This is a genomic window from Neobacillus niacini, assembly GCF_019749295.1.
Lineage (GTDB): Bacteria > Bacillota > Bacilli > Bacillales > Cytobacillaceae > Neobacillus > Neobacillus niacini_D.
The window spans coordinates 72,877-88,271 of record NZ_JACWFG010000020.1 but is presented as its reverse complement, the minus strand read 5'-3'; the positions used below and the strand labels follow the sequence as shown (position 1 = coordinate 88,271).

Genomic DNA, 15,395 nt, shown 5'->3' with positions numbered 1-15,395 from the left:
GCTGGGAATACACTCCAAGCTCTCGGTTATTTATAGTTGACGGCAATATCTCAGTGATATATAGTCTTCACCCTCTGCATTTCCATACCCATTTTGTTCATGTTGGTAAATAAAGCCTCTTGCCTCATAAAAAGGGATACCCTTCTGATTTCCTTTTTGTACGGAAACCCACTGCTCACTAGCACTAAATTCTTCTATCTGCTGTTTCGTAATACTCTCTAGCAGCATGGTTCCAATCCCTTCATTGCGCCGGGCAGGATTTAGATACAACACAAAAACTTCTCCAGCTGTATCATTGATCATTCCTCCGCCGCCCGCACCAACTACTTCATCATTCTCGACAGCAACAAAGTAGCCTCCCCAATACCTGCTGGTGTTGGTTACTTCATCTATTATTCTTTCAGGGTTGTAGAACTCGCTTATGACTCTCTCAATATATTCATTTGAATGGCTTTCACCGTAGGCAGCACGGTATCCATCAGAACATACTTTGGCTATACCTTCAACATGAGCAGCATTTGCTTTGCATATTTTAATCACGATATGACTCCTTTACCCAAGAGAAAGTCGATAGGCTTTTACTATAATTCCATCGTTAGCAGGTTCAAAGTCGTATTGCGGCAGACGTTCAAATCCCATTGTTTCATATAATTTCATTGCAGTTTCCATGAATTCTCCAGTATGCAGCCCAATCGCCTGACAGCCCTTCGCCTTAGCTCGCTGAATGCATTCAGCCACTAAAGCGGACGCAACACCCTTGCCTCGCATTTCTGGTGAAACCGCCAGCATCCTGATTTCCGGATAATTCAGCACATCCACATTTCCTTCATATGCATCAATGTTAGCTGGAAATAGAACCACACTTCCTGCAATTTCACCATCAATTTCAGCTACTATTCTCTCCACACCAGGAAGTGTATCGCCCTCTGATAAAATGGCCCGTTTTAGAGCCAGCCAATGCCCTTCAGGAATCTTTGCTTTATGTTCAACATAAGCGCTGACTCTTTGCTCTCGTATATAAGGTAATTCCTTTTCCATAGCTTCTCGAATGATCATAGCTGACCTCCTAATCAATTAAAAATTTTTCTTCATTGCTGCTTAAATACTGACGATTGTGTTCGGAATAAAGCCCAGATAGGTCCGGTCCTTTTGGCAGAATACCATTATGACTCTTCTGATCATTGCCAGCTATATGATTTGAAAGATGATAATGCCTCTTGATTGCGTCAAAATCAGTAGTGTCACCAAAACCAGGGGTTTGATATAAGTCTCGTAAATAACCCCAAAGATGTGGAAAATCAATAATTCGATTTCGATTAGTCTTAAATGCCGAGTAATAAGCTGCATCGAAGCGAATTAATGTTGCATATAGCCTTACATCTGAGTCAGTAATATAGTCTCCGAATAAGAAACGTTGTTTCGATAAACGATTATCTAATTCATCTAATCTTGCAAATAAAGTATCATACGCCTGTTCATATGCCTCCTGAGACTGCGCAAAGCCACACTTATATACTCCATTGTTCACTTCATGGAAGATAACATCGTTTAAATCGTCAATCTCTCCACGCAAAGACTCCGGGTATAGATTGGGGGCATTTTCTTTATGAAAGTCAGACCAGACTGTTTCTAAATAGTTTGTTAGCTTGAAATAATCATTGTTCACAACCTTTTGTTCCTTCACATCTACCATCACAGGAACTGTGGGCCTGCCAGCGTAATCAGGCTCAGTCTTCTTATAAATTTCACTCATATAACGAATGCCTAATACAGGGTCTACCCCGCCTTCATCTAAAGAAAACTCCCAATCTACATGTTGAAGCTTAGGACGCATAGGGCTTGCAGTACCTAAACTAATTATCTCCTCTAAACCCAGAATTCTTCTGACAATCACTGAGCGATGTGCCCATGGACAGACTGCTGACCATAATAGGCGATATCGTCCTGCTTCAACAGGAAGCTCGCCTTCTCCAAATCCAAACGGTATATTAAATCTATTTTTTTGCCGTTTAAACGACCCATCCCCGCTAATTTCAGCAGCAAGGTTGCCCTGCTCTTTTTCTGCCATATAAATACACCTCTTTTTAATAGCTTAAAAAAATGGCTCTGTTAATACTGATGTTGATTTCACTGTGTTTGGAAAATAAGCGGAGAATTTCCGTTTAAATTGGGAAATCTTATTATTTTTTTAAAAATAGGCGGAGTTTTTCCGCTTATTGTATCCAAATCCTTGTAATTTGTATTATTTATAGCAGTTAAGCGGAATATCTCCGCTTATATCTGCTTCTAAGGGTTGCACTATAAACAATAACCGGAAATTCTCCGCCTATGAATTCTCAACCCTGCACGAAAATCAACAATGAATGACTAATAGCAGAGCCAAAAAGATCATAACGGAAAGTTTTGTCATTTTAAATGCAGCACCCTATGTTCATCATCCAAGTATACTCCATTCAGTTTCATGGCTTTTTCCTCTATTCCAAACACTTTAAAGCCGAGTTTAGAATATAGCTTCTTAGCTGGTTCATTACTTGCAACAACGGATAAATTGATTTTTTCAATTGCTTCTATGGATTTTGCTTTCTTAATCGCTTCCGTAAGCAATGCTTCCCCTATACCTGCTCCTTGTTTCTTTGGAGTCACATACATTGCAAAGATATTTGCACGATGTTGTATTTTTTCGGCCTTTTCTTGTAAAAGTGTTACAACACCAATTAGCTCATCACCTTCGAACGCCCCGAACGTATAGTTTCCTTCTGTTGTCAGATTACTCACTACCTGAGCAATTGGATTTTCTCTTTTAACCGCATCTTCATAACTGGTTAAAAAGGCTTCTGGAGCCTGCTTTAATGCTTCTAACCGTAACTCCCAGTATTTTTCTGCATCTGATCCAGTTAGTTGTCTAATATACATTGGGACACTCCCCCCTAATTGTTAAGTGATATATCTACTATATTACTAAAATTCAAAAAAGATAGAAAATAGTTTGAGAAGAAGTCACAAAAAAGAGGCCAGCCGCCTCTTTTACTAAAAAATTATTTATCTGTCTTACCCGGTTCGTTTCTATGGTGACTGGAGCTCTTAGATTCCCCTTCTGGTATGACTCGGTCAATATCTAGATAAGGTTTACCGCGCAGTGCATCATTAGAAATAATCGTTTTATTTTGTTCATTATTATTCATTATGATAACCTCCCATTTCCGATGGATGAATTTTCCCTCAGGAGGTAGTTTGTGTTATTTCCTTCTTTTCAAACCCTATCCTTTATATTGATAAGTAATAAAAATAATTTGATTCCTTTTTAAAACCAATTTTCTCATATAGTCTCTGTGCTGTTACATTATCCTGTCCGGTTTCTAATGATAAACCTTTTGCGCCTGTCTCTTCTGCAAGCCCCATTGCTTTTTGAATTAACTTCTCCCCAAAACCCTTTTTACGTACTGACGCATTTACATATAAGTCGTTAAGAATCCATGATTTTTTCATACTAACAGATGAAAAAGTCGGATATAGCTGAACAAAGCCAGCCGGCTTACTTTCATCATCATAGGCAATGAAAACGACTGAATCCTCATTTAGGAATCTTTCTTTTAGAAAAGCTCTTGCCCCTTCAAGATTAGATTCCTGTTTATAAAACACTCGATAGGAATCAAATAGTTCTGCTAAAGAATCAAGGTCATCTATTTCCGCCTTTTTAATACTCATGATATCCCCCTTGTTATTTATGAATAGTGCATTATTAAGTTTTTTAATAGTCTATCTAGCGATGTAAAAGTGCAGCCTAATGATTGAACTAAATCTGTATTCACAGACCACGATCCTGGCAAGTTATAAGGAGATGTATCACCATCTGTGCTTAATTTTGCTTTAGTGCCCAGGTGATCCTCCACTAGTCCAATCAATTCACTCAAACTGATATCTTCTGCGGAGCCCGGATTAATTGGACCCTGATAATCCGACTTCGCTATGCTGTATAAAAATGAAGCTGCTTCTCCTGAGTCGATAAAACTATATCTATAGTTAGGATGTTCAATGAACATCGGCTTTCCTTCTTTTACATGCTCAACATGGAATCTTAAACGATTGGTATAATCGTCTTTTCCGATAATAATAGGAAAGCGTACGGCTGTCACTGGAATAGCAGCATTCTGAAAAAGAATGGCTTCGGCGGCACGTTTGGCCTCCTGATAACCAACATATCCTATGTAATCTCTTCTAGTTTTTACTATAGGTTCAAAATCTAAGGGATTGAAACTCTCCTCGGAATGGTTGGCACCAAAATCATAAACTGCCTGACTAGAGGTAAATACATACTTCTTTACTTTCCCCGTCAGTGCTTCCAGCGAATCAAGGGCTTCTTGTGAGGAATAACAGGTTTGATCAAATACAACATCCCATTTTTTATCCTTAAAAGCCGATTTCAAAGTTTCAGCATTTTCTCGATTTATTTTCAATCTAGAAATTTGGTTTCCAAAGGGATCCAACGTCATCCCTCTTGTCGCGATCGTCACCTCGACACCCTCATCTAATAATAGCTGCACCAGCCTCTTACCAACAAATTGCGTTCCTCCAAGTATTAAAGCAGATTTCATGTAAATCTCCCCTTTTTACCATTCTACTTTTTAGAATACCTCATTTTCCCAGTTAAGTAATACTATTAGGAGTACCTAGTTAATAGAAAAATTCATGAAAGAAAAAGGGCAATACTTACAACTAAATGTAAGCAAAGCCCTTTTTAAATTTCATCATTCAATTAAAAGGCACCGATCATCATTAACAGCTGACGAAGACCTTCAAGAGCAAATCTTCCGATAAAGCTGTAGGCTAGAATCGCGATGATTGGAGAAAAGTCAATCATACCTAATGGCGGGATAAATTTTCTAAAGACAGACAAGTAAGGATTCACTAGTTTACCAACCAGTGTTCCAATTTTAGATGTTTGAAATTGCGGAAACCAAGAACCAAAAATATTAATCAAAATTAACCAATAATAAATATCATAGATATAATCTGCAATTACTAAAATAGTTGTGCCCAAATTTATTCTTCCTATCTATAAATTTTTTTCGATACCGATACCTCTACATATACGTATTATACTCAATTAGGTTTCAAATATATCTATATTTTTAATTAAATCTGTTTTTTTCATAAAAATAAGAGGAATCTAAAATGTTCAATAAATGTTCACCACCTCCACTCTCTTCAATTAGTATTAGTATTATTAAACTATGAAATATGTTTTGGTATTACTATTTTTTAGGGGGAATTGTCTAATAGCAAAAGCAATATTAAATTCATTTTGGGAATACTACTTTTTACAAGGATGCTTAAAGGCATCCTTTTTTATTTGGCGTATTTTGAACGGAAAAGAATTCTTTTGAATTTTTATGATTGATTTTAATTGTTTTTAGTAGTAATATGAAAGTAGCACAAAACATGAAAGCGTTTTAGGGAGCGATGATAATGTTAGAGCCAGAACGCCATCAAATCATTTTAGATGCATTAAAAACAAAGAGTTCTGTTAAACTTCAAGAACTCGTCGAACTAACGAATTCCTCAGAATCAACGATCCGAAGAGATCTTATACAGTTAGAACAAGGAAAACTTTTAAAACGGGTTCACGGAGGTGCTGCTCGGCTCCAAGGAAAGCTTCAGGAACCAAGCATGACGGAGAAATCCTCCAAAAACCTTCAATCAAAACGTCGAATCGCTCAATATGCTGCAGGGTTGGTGAGCGAAGGTGACTGTATTTATTTAGATGCAGGTTCAACGATCGTTGAAATGATTCCTTTTCTTCCAGATAATATCGTCGTTGTAACCAACGGATTATCACATGCAAGTGAACTTCTAGAAAAAAATATAAAAACATTTTTAATAGGCGGATTTGCGAAACCCACCACGAAAGCCTTGATTGGACGCGGAGCATTAGATAGTCTTGAACACTACCGATTCGATAAATGTTTTATGGGAGTGAACGGAATTCATTCACAATTCGGATATACTACTCCTGACCCTGAAGAGGCAATGGTTAAGCAGCTGGCGATTTCTTTATCGAGTGAAGCCTATGTAGTTGCAGATGAATCCAAGTTCTCAGAAGTTGCTTTTTCAAAAATTACCGACCTGCATCAGGCAACGATTATTACCAATGAATTAGACCCTGATACAAAGGAGCAATACCATAGTAAGACTAACATTAAGGTGGTTACATCATGATTTATACCGTTACGTTAAACCCATCACTTGATTACATCGTAGAAGCAGATACAGTAACACTTGGTGAATTAAACCGAACAAAAAATGAAACCAAATTTCCAGGCGGCAAAGGAATCAATGTCTCTCAAGTATTAAAACGATTAGATGTTGATAGCCATGCTCTTGGATTCTTAGGCGGTTTTACCGGAAGCTATATAGAAGGTTTCTTAACTTCACAGGGTATACAATCCGACTTTGTGAAAGTCGATGAAGATACAAGAATAAATGTAAAAATTAAGTCCGACAAAGAAACAGAAATCAATGCTAAAGGTCCAAATATTACATCAGAAAACCTTGAAGCCCTGAAAGCACAAATTCGCGAACTTACAAGCGAAGATATACTTGTACTTGCCGGCAGTATCCCATCCACTATGCCAAAAAGTACGTATGAAGAGCTTGTCAAACTATGTAATGAAAATGGTACAAGGTTTGTTGTCGACGCCGAGGGCGAATTGCTTAAGAAAGTACTTCCATTAGGGCCCTTCCTAATAAAACCAAATCACCATGAGCTCGGTGATTTGTTCAATACAGTGATCAACTCTTGTGAAGAGGTCATTCCTTATGGCAGAGAGCTTGTCAAACAAGGTGCACAAAATGTAATTGTTTCTCTTGCTGAAAAGGGAGCTGTTCTTATTAATAAGGACCTCGCCTTAATCGCCACTACCCCAAAAGGTGATGTAAAAAGCTCTGTTGGTGCGGGAGATTCCATGGTAGCGGGCTTCATTGCAACCTATGAAAAAACAAAATCGGTAGAAGAAGCTTTTCGTTTTAGTGTGGCCGCTGGCAGTGCGACTGCCTTTTCAATCGGTTTATGCACACGTGAGAAAATGGAAGGCTTGCTCCCTCAAGTAATAGTAGAAAAGTCAAACCTAAGAGGAGAATCACGATGAGGATTACAGAGCTATTAACAAAAGAAACCATTAATCTTTCATTAACAAGTTCAACAAAGACCGGTGCAATTGAAGAGTTAGTAAGTGTTTTAGATATTGCAGGAAAGTTAAACGATCGTTCAGAATATAAAAAGGCTATTATTAAAAGAGAAGAGCAGAGCACAACTGGGATTGGTGAAGGGATTGCCATCCCCCATGCCAAAACTAATGCGGTTAAACATGCAGCTATTGCGTTCGGAAGATCAAAAGCTGGTGTAAACTATGAATCTCTCGATGGCCAGCCTTCTCACCTGTTCTTTATGATTGCAGCTACAGAAGGAGCAAATAATACACATTTAGAAGCACTTTCTCGTCTTTCAACCATTTTATTAAAAGATGAAGTACGCAAACAGCTTTTAGAAGCTAAAAGTGCTGATGAGGTCATAACGATTATTAATTCTTATGATCAAGAAGAAAAAGAAGAAGAACAATCTATGGCTGGCAAGAAACAATTTATTGTTGCTGTTACAGCTTGTCCAACAGGAATTGCCCACACCTATATGTCTGCGGATTCGCTAAAAGCAAAAGCAGCGGAAATGGGTGTTGATATTAAGGTCGAAACAAACGGTTCCGGCGGTGCTAAAAACGTTTTAACTGCAGAAGAAATTGAAAATGCTGTTGCCGTAATTGTTGCAGCAGATACAAAAGTGGAAATGAATCGATTCAATGGCAAACATGTAATTGAAACAGCGGTCGCTGATGGAATTCGTAAACCAAAGGAACTAATCGAAAGAGCGTTAAAGCAGGATGCTCCTATTTATAGCGGCAGCGGAAAATCTAGTCGAGAGAATGAACAAACTGGCAGAGGTGTCGGTTCGACTATTTATAAGCACTTAATGAACGGTGTTTCGAATATGCTACCGTTCGTTGTCGGCGGCGGTATCTTAATCGCAATCAGCTTTATGTTCGGAATAAATGCAGCAAATCCAGATGATCCAACCTATCATCCTATTGCTGAAGCATTAATGACGATTGGCGGAGGAAATGCATTTGCTTTAATGGTTCCTATTTTAGCAGGATTTATTGCCATGAGTATTGCGGACCGTCCAGGTTTTGCAGCAGGTATGGTCGGCGGTATGCTGGCTACGAGCGGCGGCGCTGGCTTTTTAGGCGGATTGGTTGCAGGTTTCTTAGCTGGTTATCTAGTTGTCGGTTTGAAAAAGGTATTGTCTGGTATGCCTGCTTCCTTAGAAGGAATTAAAACGATTCTTTTATATCCATTGCTAGGTATCGCTTTAACTGGATTCATTATGTTGTTTGTTGTAAATAAGCCTGTCGGAGCGTTAAATACTGCCATTTCTGAGTGGTTATCTGGTTTAGGTACAGGAAATGCTGTCTTACTTGGAATTATTTTAGGATTGATGATGTCATTTGATATGGGTGGTCCAGTCAATAAGGCTGCTTATGTGTTTGGTACAGGATTGTTAGCAAATGGTGTCTATGAACCAATGGCCGCAATTATTGCTGCTGGTATGGTTCCTCCATTAGCCATAGCGATTGCTACAACATTGTTTAAAAAGAAGTTTAGCAAACAAGATCAAGAAGCAGGAAAAGTAAACTATATCATGGGACTTTCTTTTATCACTGAAGGAGCGATTCCATTTGCCGCAGCTGACCCACTACGTGTCATTCCTTCTGTAATGGTTGGTTCGGCTATTGCCGGTGCTTTATCGATGATGTTCAGTATTGGACTTCGTGCCCCGCACGGCGGAGTGTTCGTTATGCCGCTTGTTGATGGCAATTGGTTGTTGTATTTATTAGCAGTGGTAATTGGATCAATTGTGTCCGCATTATTAATGGGATTCTTAAAGAAGCCCGTATCCAATTAAAAACGAAAAGCCCAATTTCCCTTTATTTATGGGAAATTGGGCTTTTTACTATTTTACGATTGCTTCAGTTTGAAGATTAAGCAATTGACGGACTGCATAGGCAAATCCATCTTCATCATTTGATTTTGTCACAATGTCTGCTGCCTGCTGTACATGAAGCGGTGCATTTGCCATTGCAACAGAAGTCGTTGCTGCTTCGAACATTGCAAGGTCATTGCCGCCATCACCAAATGCAATAATCTCTTCAAAGTCAAGATTCAACATGCTCTGGTAACGCAATAATGCTTTTCCTTTATGCGCTTCGTTTGAAGTGATTTCTACATTATTTGGGAAGGAAGAAGCCATTGAAATAGCAAATTTACCCTCAAGGGCCTTTTTAACCTCTTCGACTTTTTCTAATTCATCATGATGTGTTAAAGCAATTAATTTATAAATTTTCAACTGGTCTTTTTCAAGAATCTCATCGTAATTAAATTCTTCAAATAGAGTATTGAGCTCTTCTTTGCTTTTTTTATGCAGCGGCGGTAAGGTAGATGGAAAGCCGCCATAATTGGTATAGACTAAAATACCAACACCTAATTCCTTTAAGATTGGAAACAGTTCTTTGTACGTTTCAATCGATATAGTCGCCTCATATAGAAGCTCTCTTTTATCAGAGAATAATACAGATCCGTTCACACAAAAAATAGGAATCTCTAAATTTTGTAATGCATCTATTTTAATAACATCACCATAAGCACGGCCTGTGTTCAAAATAACAGCATGACCTTGTTCTTGTAATTCATTTATCGTTTGCAGGTTAGCTTCAGTTATCTCATGGTCAGAATTTAATAACGTGCCGTCTAAATCGATTGAGAAACATTTCATATAGTAGTCCTCCCTATCTATCTCAAAGACTACTATATCAGATTTTGAACGATTAAAAAAAGTTTAATTTTGGAAGACACACGAAGATGAGGGGCCTTAGTTGGTGGATTGCCCCTGATCCTTTTTATTTTTTCTTTCCTTTAATATATCTTGAATGATTTCCATATGAAAAGCTGCCCATGCTTTTTCACGAAAATGGATCATTACACTTATCCCTAATGTAAGCAGGTAGACGATACAAAAACCAGCCCAAAGCCAGGATCCATCTTTGAATAGATAATTTGCTAATTGCTTTGAGAATAGCAGTAACAACCAGGGAGCAGAGGAAACCAAGATTGGAATTATACCTGATCCGTTGTATTCTTTTATCATTCGGTAATGAATTAATTGCAGTGTATCGCTATCCAGAGATTGATAAAGAGTCTGAATCTCTTCAATTTCTTTAAACTCCTTTGTTTCTCTGATGATATCGCCATTATGGATCGTTTTTTTCAATCGCAGAAAAACCTTGTGGGCATCCCCTTTTAAAGAAAACATCACCTGCACATCCCTCCCATTATTAGGGTCTCCTAGAGGACTATGCTTTTATTACAAAATTTAATCAAACGCTTGATTAGTTTTTCTAGATGGGAGTTTTCTTAATTTTACAATATTTATAATCCTTGTTATTATTATCCACGTTAGGAGCTTTACTACTGAAATACAAAACCGAGAAAATTTATGTATAGAAGGTGTTGTTAATGCCCGATTGGTCTTATCACCCACTCAAAAAGCTTATTCTTGATAAAATAAGGCCGAAAACAAGCCGGGAGTTTATTCATAAATCCATGAGCACCATTGCCTCCATTCCTGGCGGCCGGAAACTTATTGGTTTTTTAGGACATATGAAACCGCCGCAGGAGTTTCAAAAAGAATTAAACCATACTTGCTTCCCTTCTCCCGTAGGATTAAGCGGCCATATAGATCCTAATTTGACGGGCAGTAACGCCTTTCAAGAGTTAGGCTTTGGTTTTTTAGAAATTGGACCCATCGTGCTAAACGAACCTATAGTACAAATAGAACCCAGAATGGAAAGGAACACTTTTCTATTTTCCGAGCATCATGAGAAGGTTCCACTCAAACTAGTCATAAAAAGATTAACGAAATTAGATATGAAAATCCCTATATTTGCTAAAATTGATGAACATGTAAACAAAAATGAATGGGATATAATTGTGCAGCATTTAACACCTTTTGTGGATGCTTTTATCGGAACTAGTGAACAGATTCATTCATTTCTAGATAAAAATGCCGCTGCCATGGAGCGTCCTTTTTATGTATCATTTTGCGCTGATGAAATGAACAAAAAAGAAGATGAAATGGGAGAAATAATAAAGCGGCAGACAAGTATTGGCGGAATAGTCGTAAATGCTCCTCGTCAATCTGTGGGCAGCTATTGGCATGAAGCTGCAAATGCCAATGAATACCTGGGTAAAACAGTTAAACTGATTAAAAATCGGCATCCTGAGCTAATCGTAATAACCTCTGGAGGGGTGGAGACTCCAGAAGAAGCTTGTACGTTGATTCTTGCAGGTGCAGATTTACTGCTGCTGACAGAAGGCTATGTAAAGACCGGCCCAGGGTTACCAAAACGGATTCATGAACGATTATTATATGAAGAAATTCGACCTAATCTCAATCAAAACTGGTATTGGTCATTTCTATTTGGGCTATCCATCCTTATTGGAGGAATCATTGCCTTATATTTTGCCTTTACGAGTATCATCCTTCCTTATGATGAATCCTTTATTGGTTTGACAAGAGACGATATTTTACAAGTAAATCCACTCATTCTAGCTTTTATGTCACATGATAGAATGGCGCTGGCTGGAACCATGATTTCAGGAGGTATATTGTATATCCAGCTTGCACGCTATGGAATAAGGAATAACCTGCATTGGGCTAAGATTGCTTTTCATAATGCAGCAATCACAGGATTTATAGGTATTGTCCTATCGATTGGTTACGGTTACTTTGACTGGCTGCACGGATTATTTTGGCTAATCTTATTGCCTATATACTATTTTAGCTTTAGGGAAGGAAAAAGAGTTATAGGTGCCCCCTTTTCTAATCATGGCAGCAATGAAAGAGCGTGGAAAATTGGACTTTATGGACAGCTCATGTTTATAATCCTAGGATTTCTGATTATTGCAGGCGGTATTGTTATTTCCACAATAGGAGTATCCAAAGTATTTGTTTCAACAGACTTGAATTTCTTGTGTATGTCACCTCAAATGTTAGAAGCTATTAGTGATAATTTGATTCCTGTTATCGCACATGATCGTGCAGGGTTTGGCAGTGCCCTTGTAAGTGTTGGTATGCTTGTTCTCATGCTATCACTGTGGGGTTTCAGAAAAGGGGAAAGCTGGATTTGGAATACCCTTGCTATAGGAGCTTTACCTGCGCTTATCGCGGGGATTGGTACGCACTTTTATATTGGCTACACAACCTTTATTCATCTGCTTCCTGTTTACCTTTTAATCCTTTTATATTTTTTAGGATTAGTATTGTCTTATCCTTTCTTAAAAAAGAAATAAGAAGCCGTATCGATAATGGGAAAGGATACCGTTTTGAGGTGCTTTTCTAAAAAATAAGTACCGAAATGTATATATACATGCAAAACTCGCCATAGCACAATTGGCGGGTTTTTTTATTAGGAGTACTTAAACCTTATTTAACTAAAGCGTTAGTTAAAGTGAGACATTTCACAAACCTTTACTAAAAACGTTGTTAACTAGAAATGGAAAGTTAGAAGTGCTTACCTTTGCAGTTCACTTTTGCACAAAAGCAGCACATTGAAATTTTTAATTTGGATACAATAATTAAGTATATTTACGATTCCAAAAGAAAAATTTGAAATACAATTGAGGTGGTCAAGTGGATGGGAATAAATTAAAACTCACATCTTCCGAAATCGGAACACTGTGGGGAGAGTTCGTTAATGGTACAATGACAGATGTAGTAAATAGATATATGTTCTCTATTATTGAGGACGAGCTGATTAAAGCTATCTTTGAGGTTGCTATTAAAACTTTCGAAAAACAAAAGCAACAAATCGTAGATTCTATGGAGAATGAGGGGTTTCCGGTTCCAATTGGATTTACGGATTCTGATCTCTTTGAAGGCAAACCAAGATTGTTCACAGATATATTTTGCCTAAATTATTTACATGTCATGACCTTACATGGTTTGCTAGGGCATAGCACATCTTTAGGTGTTTCTGTTAGAAAAGACTTAAGAGATTTTTACGACGAATGCGATAACGATGCTAAAAAGATGTATCACCAAACGATTGAGCTATTGCTGGAGAAAGGGAATTTTCAGAGAGACCCTTTATTTTATCCAGCTAAAAACCCTGAATATGTTTCCAGTCAAGATTTCATAGATGGATTTTTCGGAAAGGGTAGAAAATTAGCAGCGACCGAGATCATTAGTATTTCCTTCAACCTTAAAAAAAGCATCATGGCAAAAACCCTTTCTATTGCTTTCAGTCAAGTCGCTCAAACAAAAGAAGTGAGAAAGTTTTTAACAGATTCCGAAAAGGTATCAGATGGACAGATTAAAACTTTCTCAAAAATAATGCAAGCAGATAATTTACCAGTTCCAAAATCGTGGGAAACAGAGGTAACAACCTCGACTGAATCTCCGTTTTCCGATAAGTTAATGTTGTATCACATTGGATTCTTGGCTCAAGCTTCGCAAAACTATCATGGGGCAGGATTAGCTTCAGCTATGCGAACAGACTTAGTCACTACCTATGAAAGTGTGATTTTAAAAAATCTTATGGTTACAAAAAAGTGGTTTAATCTTATGGTACAAAATAAATGGCTTGAACAGCCGCCACTTGCACCTAACAGAAAAGAAATTGCAAAAGAAGTTTAGTGTGGTAAATTAATGAGCTAATTTAAATTCTAGGTACTAATTAAAAATTAGGAACATCTCGAATATCAAGCATCCTCACGATACGAAAAAGGGACTAATTTTACATTTTATTAGCCCCTTTTGCATTTATTTATTTGTTTTATACACTGCCTGTTTCTTTAATCAACTCTTCTATTTGCTCTTGTAAAAGTTGTTCACGTACAATCTCAACATCTTTTCCACTACCGATTAAAACTACATCATCATAACTTGATAAAGGTTTTCTTCCTCTAGGTACAGATTCGGTGTATTTTTTCCAAACCCCATCAACCTTAGCCAGCGAAATATCACCTCTTCTCATCATTAAACCGCCAATATTTTTCGGCATCATCAAGCCCTTTACAAATTGTTTTTTTGAAAAATAAAAATCTTCTTCCATTTTTTCATCTCCTTATTGCTATAAGTAGTATATGTTCAAATGGGTATTTTCATCGATTTTGCCCAACTAACTCACTAAACCAAAATTTAAAATCTCTCTACCAGATGTTAATCCTTGAACCTCGTATCATTCTACCAATATTAGAACTAAAACCGTACTGAAATTGAAAGTAGTTTTGTTAATAAATGCGAAAAAGACGTATGCCATATTCATACGCCCTTTCTTGTGTTAATTATTTTGAAACATCGAAAACCGAACCCTTTACGATAATAGGTACGGCTTTATCATCGTTGATAGAAATTAATCTATCTTCTATTTTCCAGGAAGGTTCTTACTCTCCTTCATTAACGATAATTTTATATCCCTCTTGCTGCGGCCCATCTTCATAAACTTCTCTTGAAACAATGTAATAAGTTTCCTTTTTATCGTCAGTGATTACCATTTCACTTGGACTTTTATCAACGGCTGCAGCGTCTAGGCTAAAATACCCCATTCCTAACAATGATACATCAAATGCCACGTTCATCCCTCTTTTCTAGTTTTATTGCATTTTACCTTTTTTCAGGTAAGGGTACAAGCTAAAATATTTGATTATTATGAAACATTTTGAATATCTCTTACGTAAATAAATGGAAAGGTTCAATATTGGAGGGATCGCAATGAGCGAAAAAGGTTGTATTAAATGCGGATCTAGAGATGCAGGTCAAAAGGAAGTGGCCATGACCGGAACCGGATTATCGAAACTATTTGATGTTCAACACAACACCTTTATTGTTATCTTCTGTAAAAAATGCGGGTACTCTGAATTCTATAATAAGAAATCATCCACTTCCTCCAATATTTTAGATTTATTCTTTGGCGGATAAATAGTAAAAAGGGGGAAATGCAGGTGAGCGAGGTTTTAATGATATTTGTTGGTGGTTACATTCTATTATCTTTGATTTTAATACCTTTTCAGTATCGATATGTTGAGCAAATGGAAAAGATGCGGAAAGAGAATGAGAAAAAGGGTGTTAGTCAGGGTGAAATGATGGAAAATATGAAATTTGAAGAGCAAGTATTACATGCAAATGTGCAGGGGAGTATGATTTTCTTCCTCGCGAATATTTTAGCAACGATTGTTTATAAAATAAAACATCGGGAAAAAAATGCAAGATAACCTCAACGTAGAAATGC

The 15,395-nt window shown here is 37.4% G+C and carries 19 protein-coding genes; 7 read left to right on the top strand and 12 right to left on the bottom strand.

The features are described from left to right. Nucleotides 1-30: 30 nt before the first annotated feature. The 8 genes from H0184_RS23330 to H0184_RS23295 all read right to left on the bottom strand — a co-directional run bounded on the left by H0184_RS23330 (nt 31) and on the right by H0184_RS23295 (nt 5,038). Nucleotides 31-540 (bottom strand): GNAT family N-acetyltransferase, encoded by a 510-nt coding sequence (locus tag H0184_RS23330; protein WP_221828973.1) that lies wholly within the window; start codon nt 538-540, stop codon nt 31-33. A 12-nt stretch (nt 541-552) separates the two neighbouring features. Further along, entirely contained in the window at nt 553-1,056 is a 504-nt protein-coding gene (locus H0184_RS23325) for a GNAT family N-acetyltransferase (RefSeq protein WP_221828971.1), read from the bottom strand. A 10-nt stretch (nt 1,057-1,066) separates the two neighbouring features. Next, the gene (locus H0184_RS23320) at nt 1,067-2,068 is read right to left on the bottom strand and encodes a glutathione S-transferase family protein (RefSeq protein WP_221828969.1); all 1,002 of its coding nucleotides are present in this window, start codon (nt 2,066-2,068) and stop codon (nt 1,067-1,069) included. A 338-nt stretch (nt 2,069-2,406) separates the two neighbouring features. Then, nucleotides 2,407-2,913 carry a GNAT family N-acetyltransferase gene (locus tag H0184_RS23315; protein WP_221828968.1) on the bottom strand — a complete coding sequence of 169 codons (507 nt, stop codon included), beginning with the start codon at nt 2,911-2,913 and terminating at the stop codon, nt 2,407-2,409. A 122-nt stretch (nt 2,914-3,035) separates the two neighbouring features. Then, complete coding sequence (locus H0184_RS23310) at nt 3,036-3,182, bottom strand: hypothetical protein (protein ID WP_221828966.1); 147 nt, start codon at nt 3,180-3,182, stop codon at nt 3,036-3,038. 82 nt (nt 3,183-3,264) lie between these two features. Next, nucleotides 3,265-3,705 (bottom strand): GNAT family N-acetyltransferase, encoded by a 441-nt coding sequence (locus tag H0184_RS23305; protein WP_221828964.1) that lies wholly within the window; start codon nt 3,703-3,705, stop codon nt 3,265-3,267. Nucleotides 3,706-3,722: 17 nt separating this feature from the next. Continuing rightward, nucleotides 3,723-4,592 (bottom strand): NAD-dependent epimerase/dehydratase family protein, encoded by an 870-nt coding sequence (locus H0184_RS23300; RefSeq protein WP_221828961.1) that lies wholly within the window; start codon nt 4,590-4,592, stop codon nt 3,723-3,725. A 161-nt stretch (nt 4,593-4,753) separates the two neighbouring features. Next, on the bottom strand, nt 4,754-5,038 hold the full coding sequence (locus tag H0184_RS23295; RefSeq protein ID WP_260631752.1) for a YggT family protein: 285 nt from the start codon (nt 5,036-5,038) through the stop codon (nt 4,754-4,756). A 428-nt stretch (nt 5,039-5,466) separates the two neighbouring features. Between H0184_RS23295 and H0184_RS23290 the strand changes: the two genes are divergently transcribed. Genes H0184_RS23290 through H0184_RS23280 form a run of 3 tightly spaced genes read left to right on the top strand, consistent with a single transcriptional unit; the run spans nt 5,467 to nt 9,013 of the window. Then, nucleotides 5,467-6,216, top strand: coding sequence for a DeoR/GlpR family DNA-binding transcription regulator (locus H0184_RS23290; protein WP_221828958.1), 750 nt, complete (start codon nt 5,467-5,469; stop codon nt 6,214-6,216). Continuing rightward, nucleotides 6,213-7,145 (top strand): 1-phosphofructokinase, encoded by a 933-nt coding sequence (gene pfkB, locus H0184_RS23285; RefSeq protein WP_221828956.1) that lies wholly within the window; start codon nt 6,213-6,215, stop codon nt 7,143-7,145. The genes H0184_RS23290 and pfkB overlap by 4 nt, the downstream gene beginning before the upstream one ends. Further along, the gene (locus H0184_RS23280) at nt 7,142-9,013 is read left to right on the top strand and encodes a PTS fructose transporter subunit IIABC (RefSeq protein WP_221828954.1); all 1,872 of its coding nucleotides are present in this window, start codon (nt 7,142-7,144) and stop codon (nt 9,011-9,013) included. The genes pfkB and H0184_RS23280 overlap by 4 nt, the downstream gene beginning before the upstream one ends. 48 nt (nt 9,014-9,061) lie before the next feature. On the opposite strand, the gene H0184_RS23275 is transcribed toward H0184_RS23280, so the two are convergent. Both H0184_RS23275 and H0184_RS23270 read right to left on the bottom strand, forming a co-directional pair. After that, nucleotides 9,062-9,880, bottom strand: coding sequence for an HAD family hydrolase (locus tag H0184_RS23275; RefSeq protein WP_221828952.1), 819 nt, complete (start codon nt 9,878-9,880; stop codon nt 9,062-9,064). 96 nt (nt 9,881-9,976) lie between these two features. Beyond that, nucleotides 9,977-10,417 (bottom strand): hypothetical protein, encoded by a 441-nt coding sequence (locus H0184_RS23270; protein ID WP_221829042.1) that lies wholly within the window; start codon nt 10,415-10,417, stop codon nt 9,977-9,979. 203 nt (nt 10,418-10,620) lie between these two features. Here H0184_RS23270 and H0184_RS23265 point away from each other — a divergent pair, with 203 nt between their 5' ends. Together H0184_RS23265 and H0184_RS23260 are read left to right on the top strand one after the other, a co-directional pair. Continuing rightward, the gene (locus H0184_RS23265) at nt 10,621-12,456 is read left to right on the top strand and encodes a beta/alpha barrel domain-containing protein (RefSeq protein ID WP_221828950.1); all 1,836 of its coding nucleotides are present in this window, start codon (nt 10,621-10,623) and stop codon (nt 12,454-12,456) included. A gap of 340 nt (nt 12,457-12,796) precedes the next feature. Next, the gene (locus H0184_RS23260; protein WP_221828948.1) at nt 12,797-13,801 is read left to right on the top strand and encodes a DUF3231 family protein; all 1,005 of its coding nucleotides are present in this window, start codon (nt 12,797-12,799) and stop codon (nt 13,799-13,801) included. Nucleotides 13,802-13,940: 139 nt separating this feature from the next. On the opposite strand, the gene H0184_RS23255 is transcribed toward H0184_RS23260, so the two are convergent. Then, on the bottom strand, nt 13,941-14,219 hold the full coding sequence (locus H0184_RS23255; protein ID WP_221828945.1) for a hypothetical protein: 279 nt from the start codon (nt 14,217-14,219) through the stop codon (nt 13,941-13,943). A 331-nt stretch (nt 14,220-14,550) separates the two neighbouring features. Next, nucleotides 14,551-14,739, bottom strand: coding sequence for a hypothetical protein (locus H0184_RS23250; protein ID WP_221828943.1), 189 nt, complete (start codon nt 14,737-14,739; stop codon nt 14,551-14,553). A 139-nt stretch (nt 14,740-14,878) separates the two neighbouring features. On the opposite strand from H0184_RS23250, the gene H0184_RS23245 reads away from it, so the two are divergent. Continuing rightward, nucleotides 14,879-15,085 (top strand): zinc ribbon domain-containing protein, encoded by a 207-nt coding sequence (locus tag H0184_RS23245; RefSeq protein ID WP_221828941.1) that lies wholly within the window; start codon nt 14,879-14,881, stop codon nt 15,083-15,085. 23 nt (nt 15,086-15,108) lie between these two features. Further along, a complete protein-coding gene (locus H0184_RS23240; protein WP_313771819.1) occupies nt 15,109-15,378 on the top strand; it encodes a DUF3949 domain-containing protein in 270 nt (89 codons plus the stop codon). Nucleotides 15,379-15,395 lie beyond the last annotated feature (17 nt).

Bases quoted from the DNA above. Each gene is read 5' to 3' on its own strand.
- H0184_RS23325 (WP_221828971.1), bottom strand. From the start codon at position 1,056: ATGATCATTCGAGAAGCTATGGAAAAGGAATTACCTTATATACGAGAG.
- H0184_RS23320 (WP_221828969.1), bottom strand. From the start codon at position 2,068: ATGGCAGAAAAAGAGCAGGGCAACCTTGCTGCTGAAATTAGCGGGGAT.
- H0184_RS23315 (WP_221828968.1), bottom strand. From the start codon at position 2,913: ATGTATATTAGACAACTAACTGGATCAGATGCAGAAAAATACTGGGAG.
- H0184_RS23310 (WP_221828966.1), bottom strand. From the start codon at position 3,182: ATGAATAATAATGAACAAAATAAAACGATTATTTCTAATGATGCACTG.
- H0184_RS23305 (WP_221828964.1), bottom strand. From the start codon at position 3,705: ATGAGTATTAAAAAGGCGGAAATAGATGACCTTGATTCTTTAGCAGAA.
- H0184_RS23300 (WP_221828961.1), bottom strand. From the start codon at position 4,592: ATGAAATCTGCTTTAATACTTGGAGGAACGCAATTTGTTGGTAAGAGG.
- H0184_RS23290 (WP_221828958.1), top strand. From the start codon at position 5,467: ATGTTAGAGCCAGAACGCCATCAAATCATTTTAGATGCATTAAAAACA.
- pfkB (WP_221828956.1), top strand. From the start codon at position 6,213: ATGATTTATACCGTTACGTTAAACCCATCACTTGATTACATCGTAGAA.
- H0184_RS23280 (WP_221828954.1), top strand. From the start codon at position 7,142: ATGAGGATTACAGAGCTATTAACAAAAGAAACCATTAATCTTTCATTA.
- H0184_RS23275 (WP_221828952.1), bottom strand. From the start codon at position 9,880: ATGAAATGTTTCTCAATCGATTTAGACGGCACGTTATTAAATTCTGAC.
- H0184_RS23270 (WP_221829042.1), bottom strand. From the start codon at position 10,417: ATGTTTTCTTTAAAAGGGGATGCCCACAAGGTTTTTCTGCGATTGAAA.
- H0184_RS23265 (WP_221828950.1), top strand. From the start codon at position 10,621: ATGCCCGATTGGTCTTATCACCCACTCAAAAAGCTTATTCTTGATAAA.
- H0184_RS23255 (WP_221828945.1), bottom strand. From the start codon at position 14,219: ATGGAAGAAGATTTTTATTTTTCAAAAAAACAATTTGTAAAGGGCTTG.
- H0184_RS23245 (WP_221828941.1), top strand. From the start codon at position 14,879: ATGAGCGAAAAAGGTTGTATTAAATGCGGATCTAGAGATGCAGGTCAA.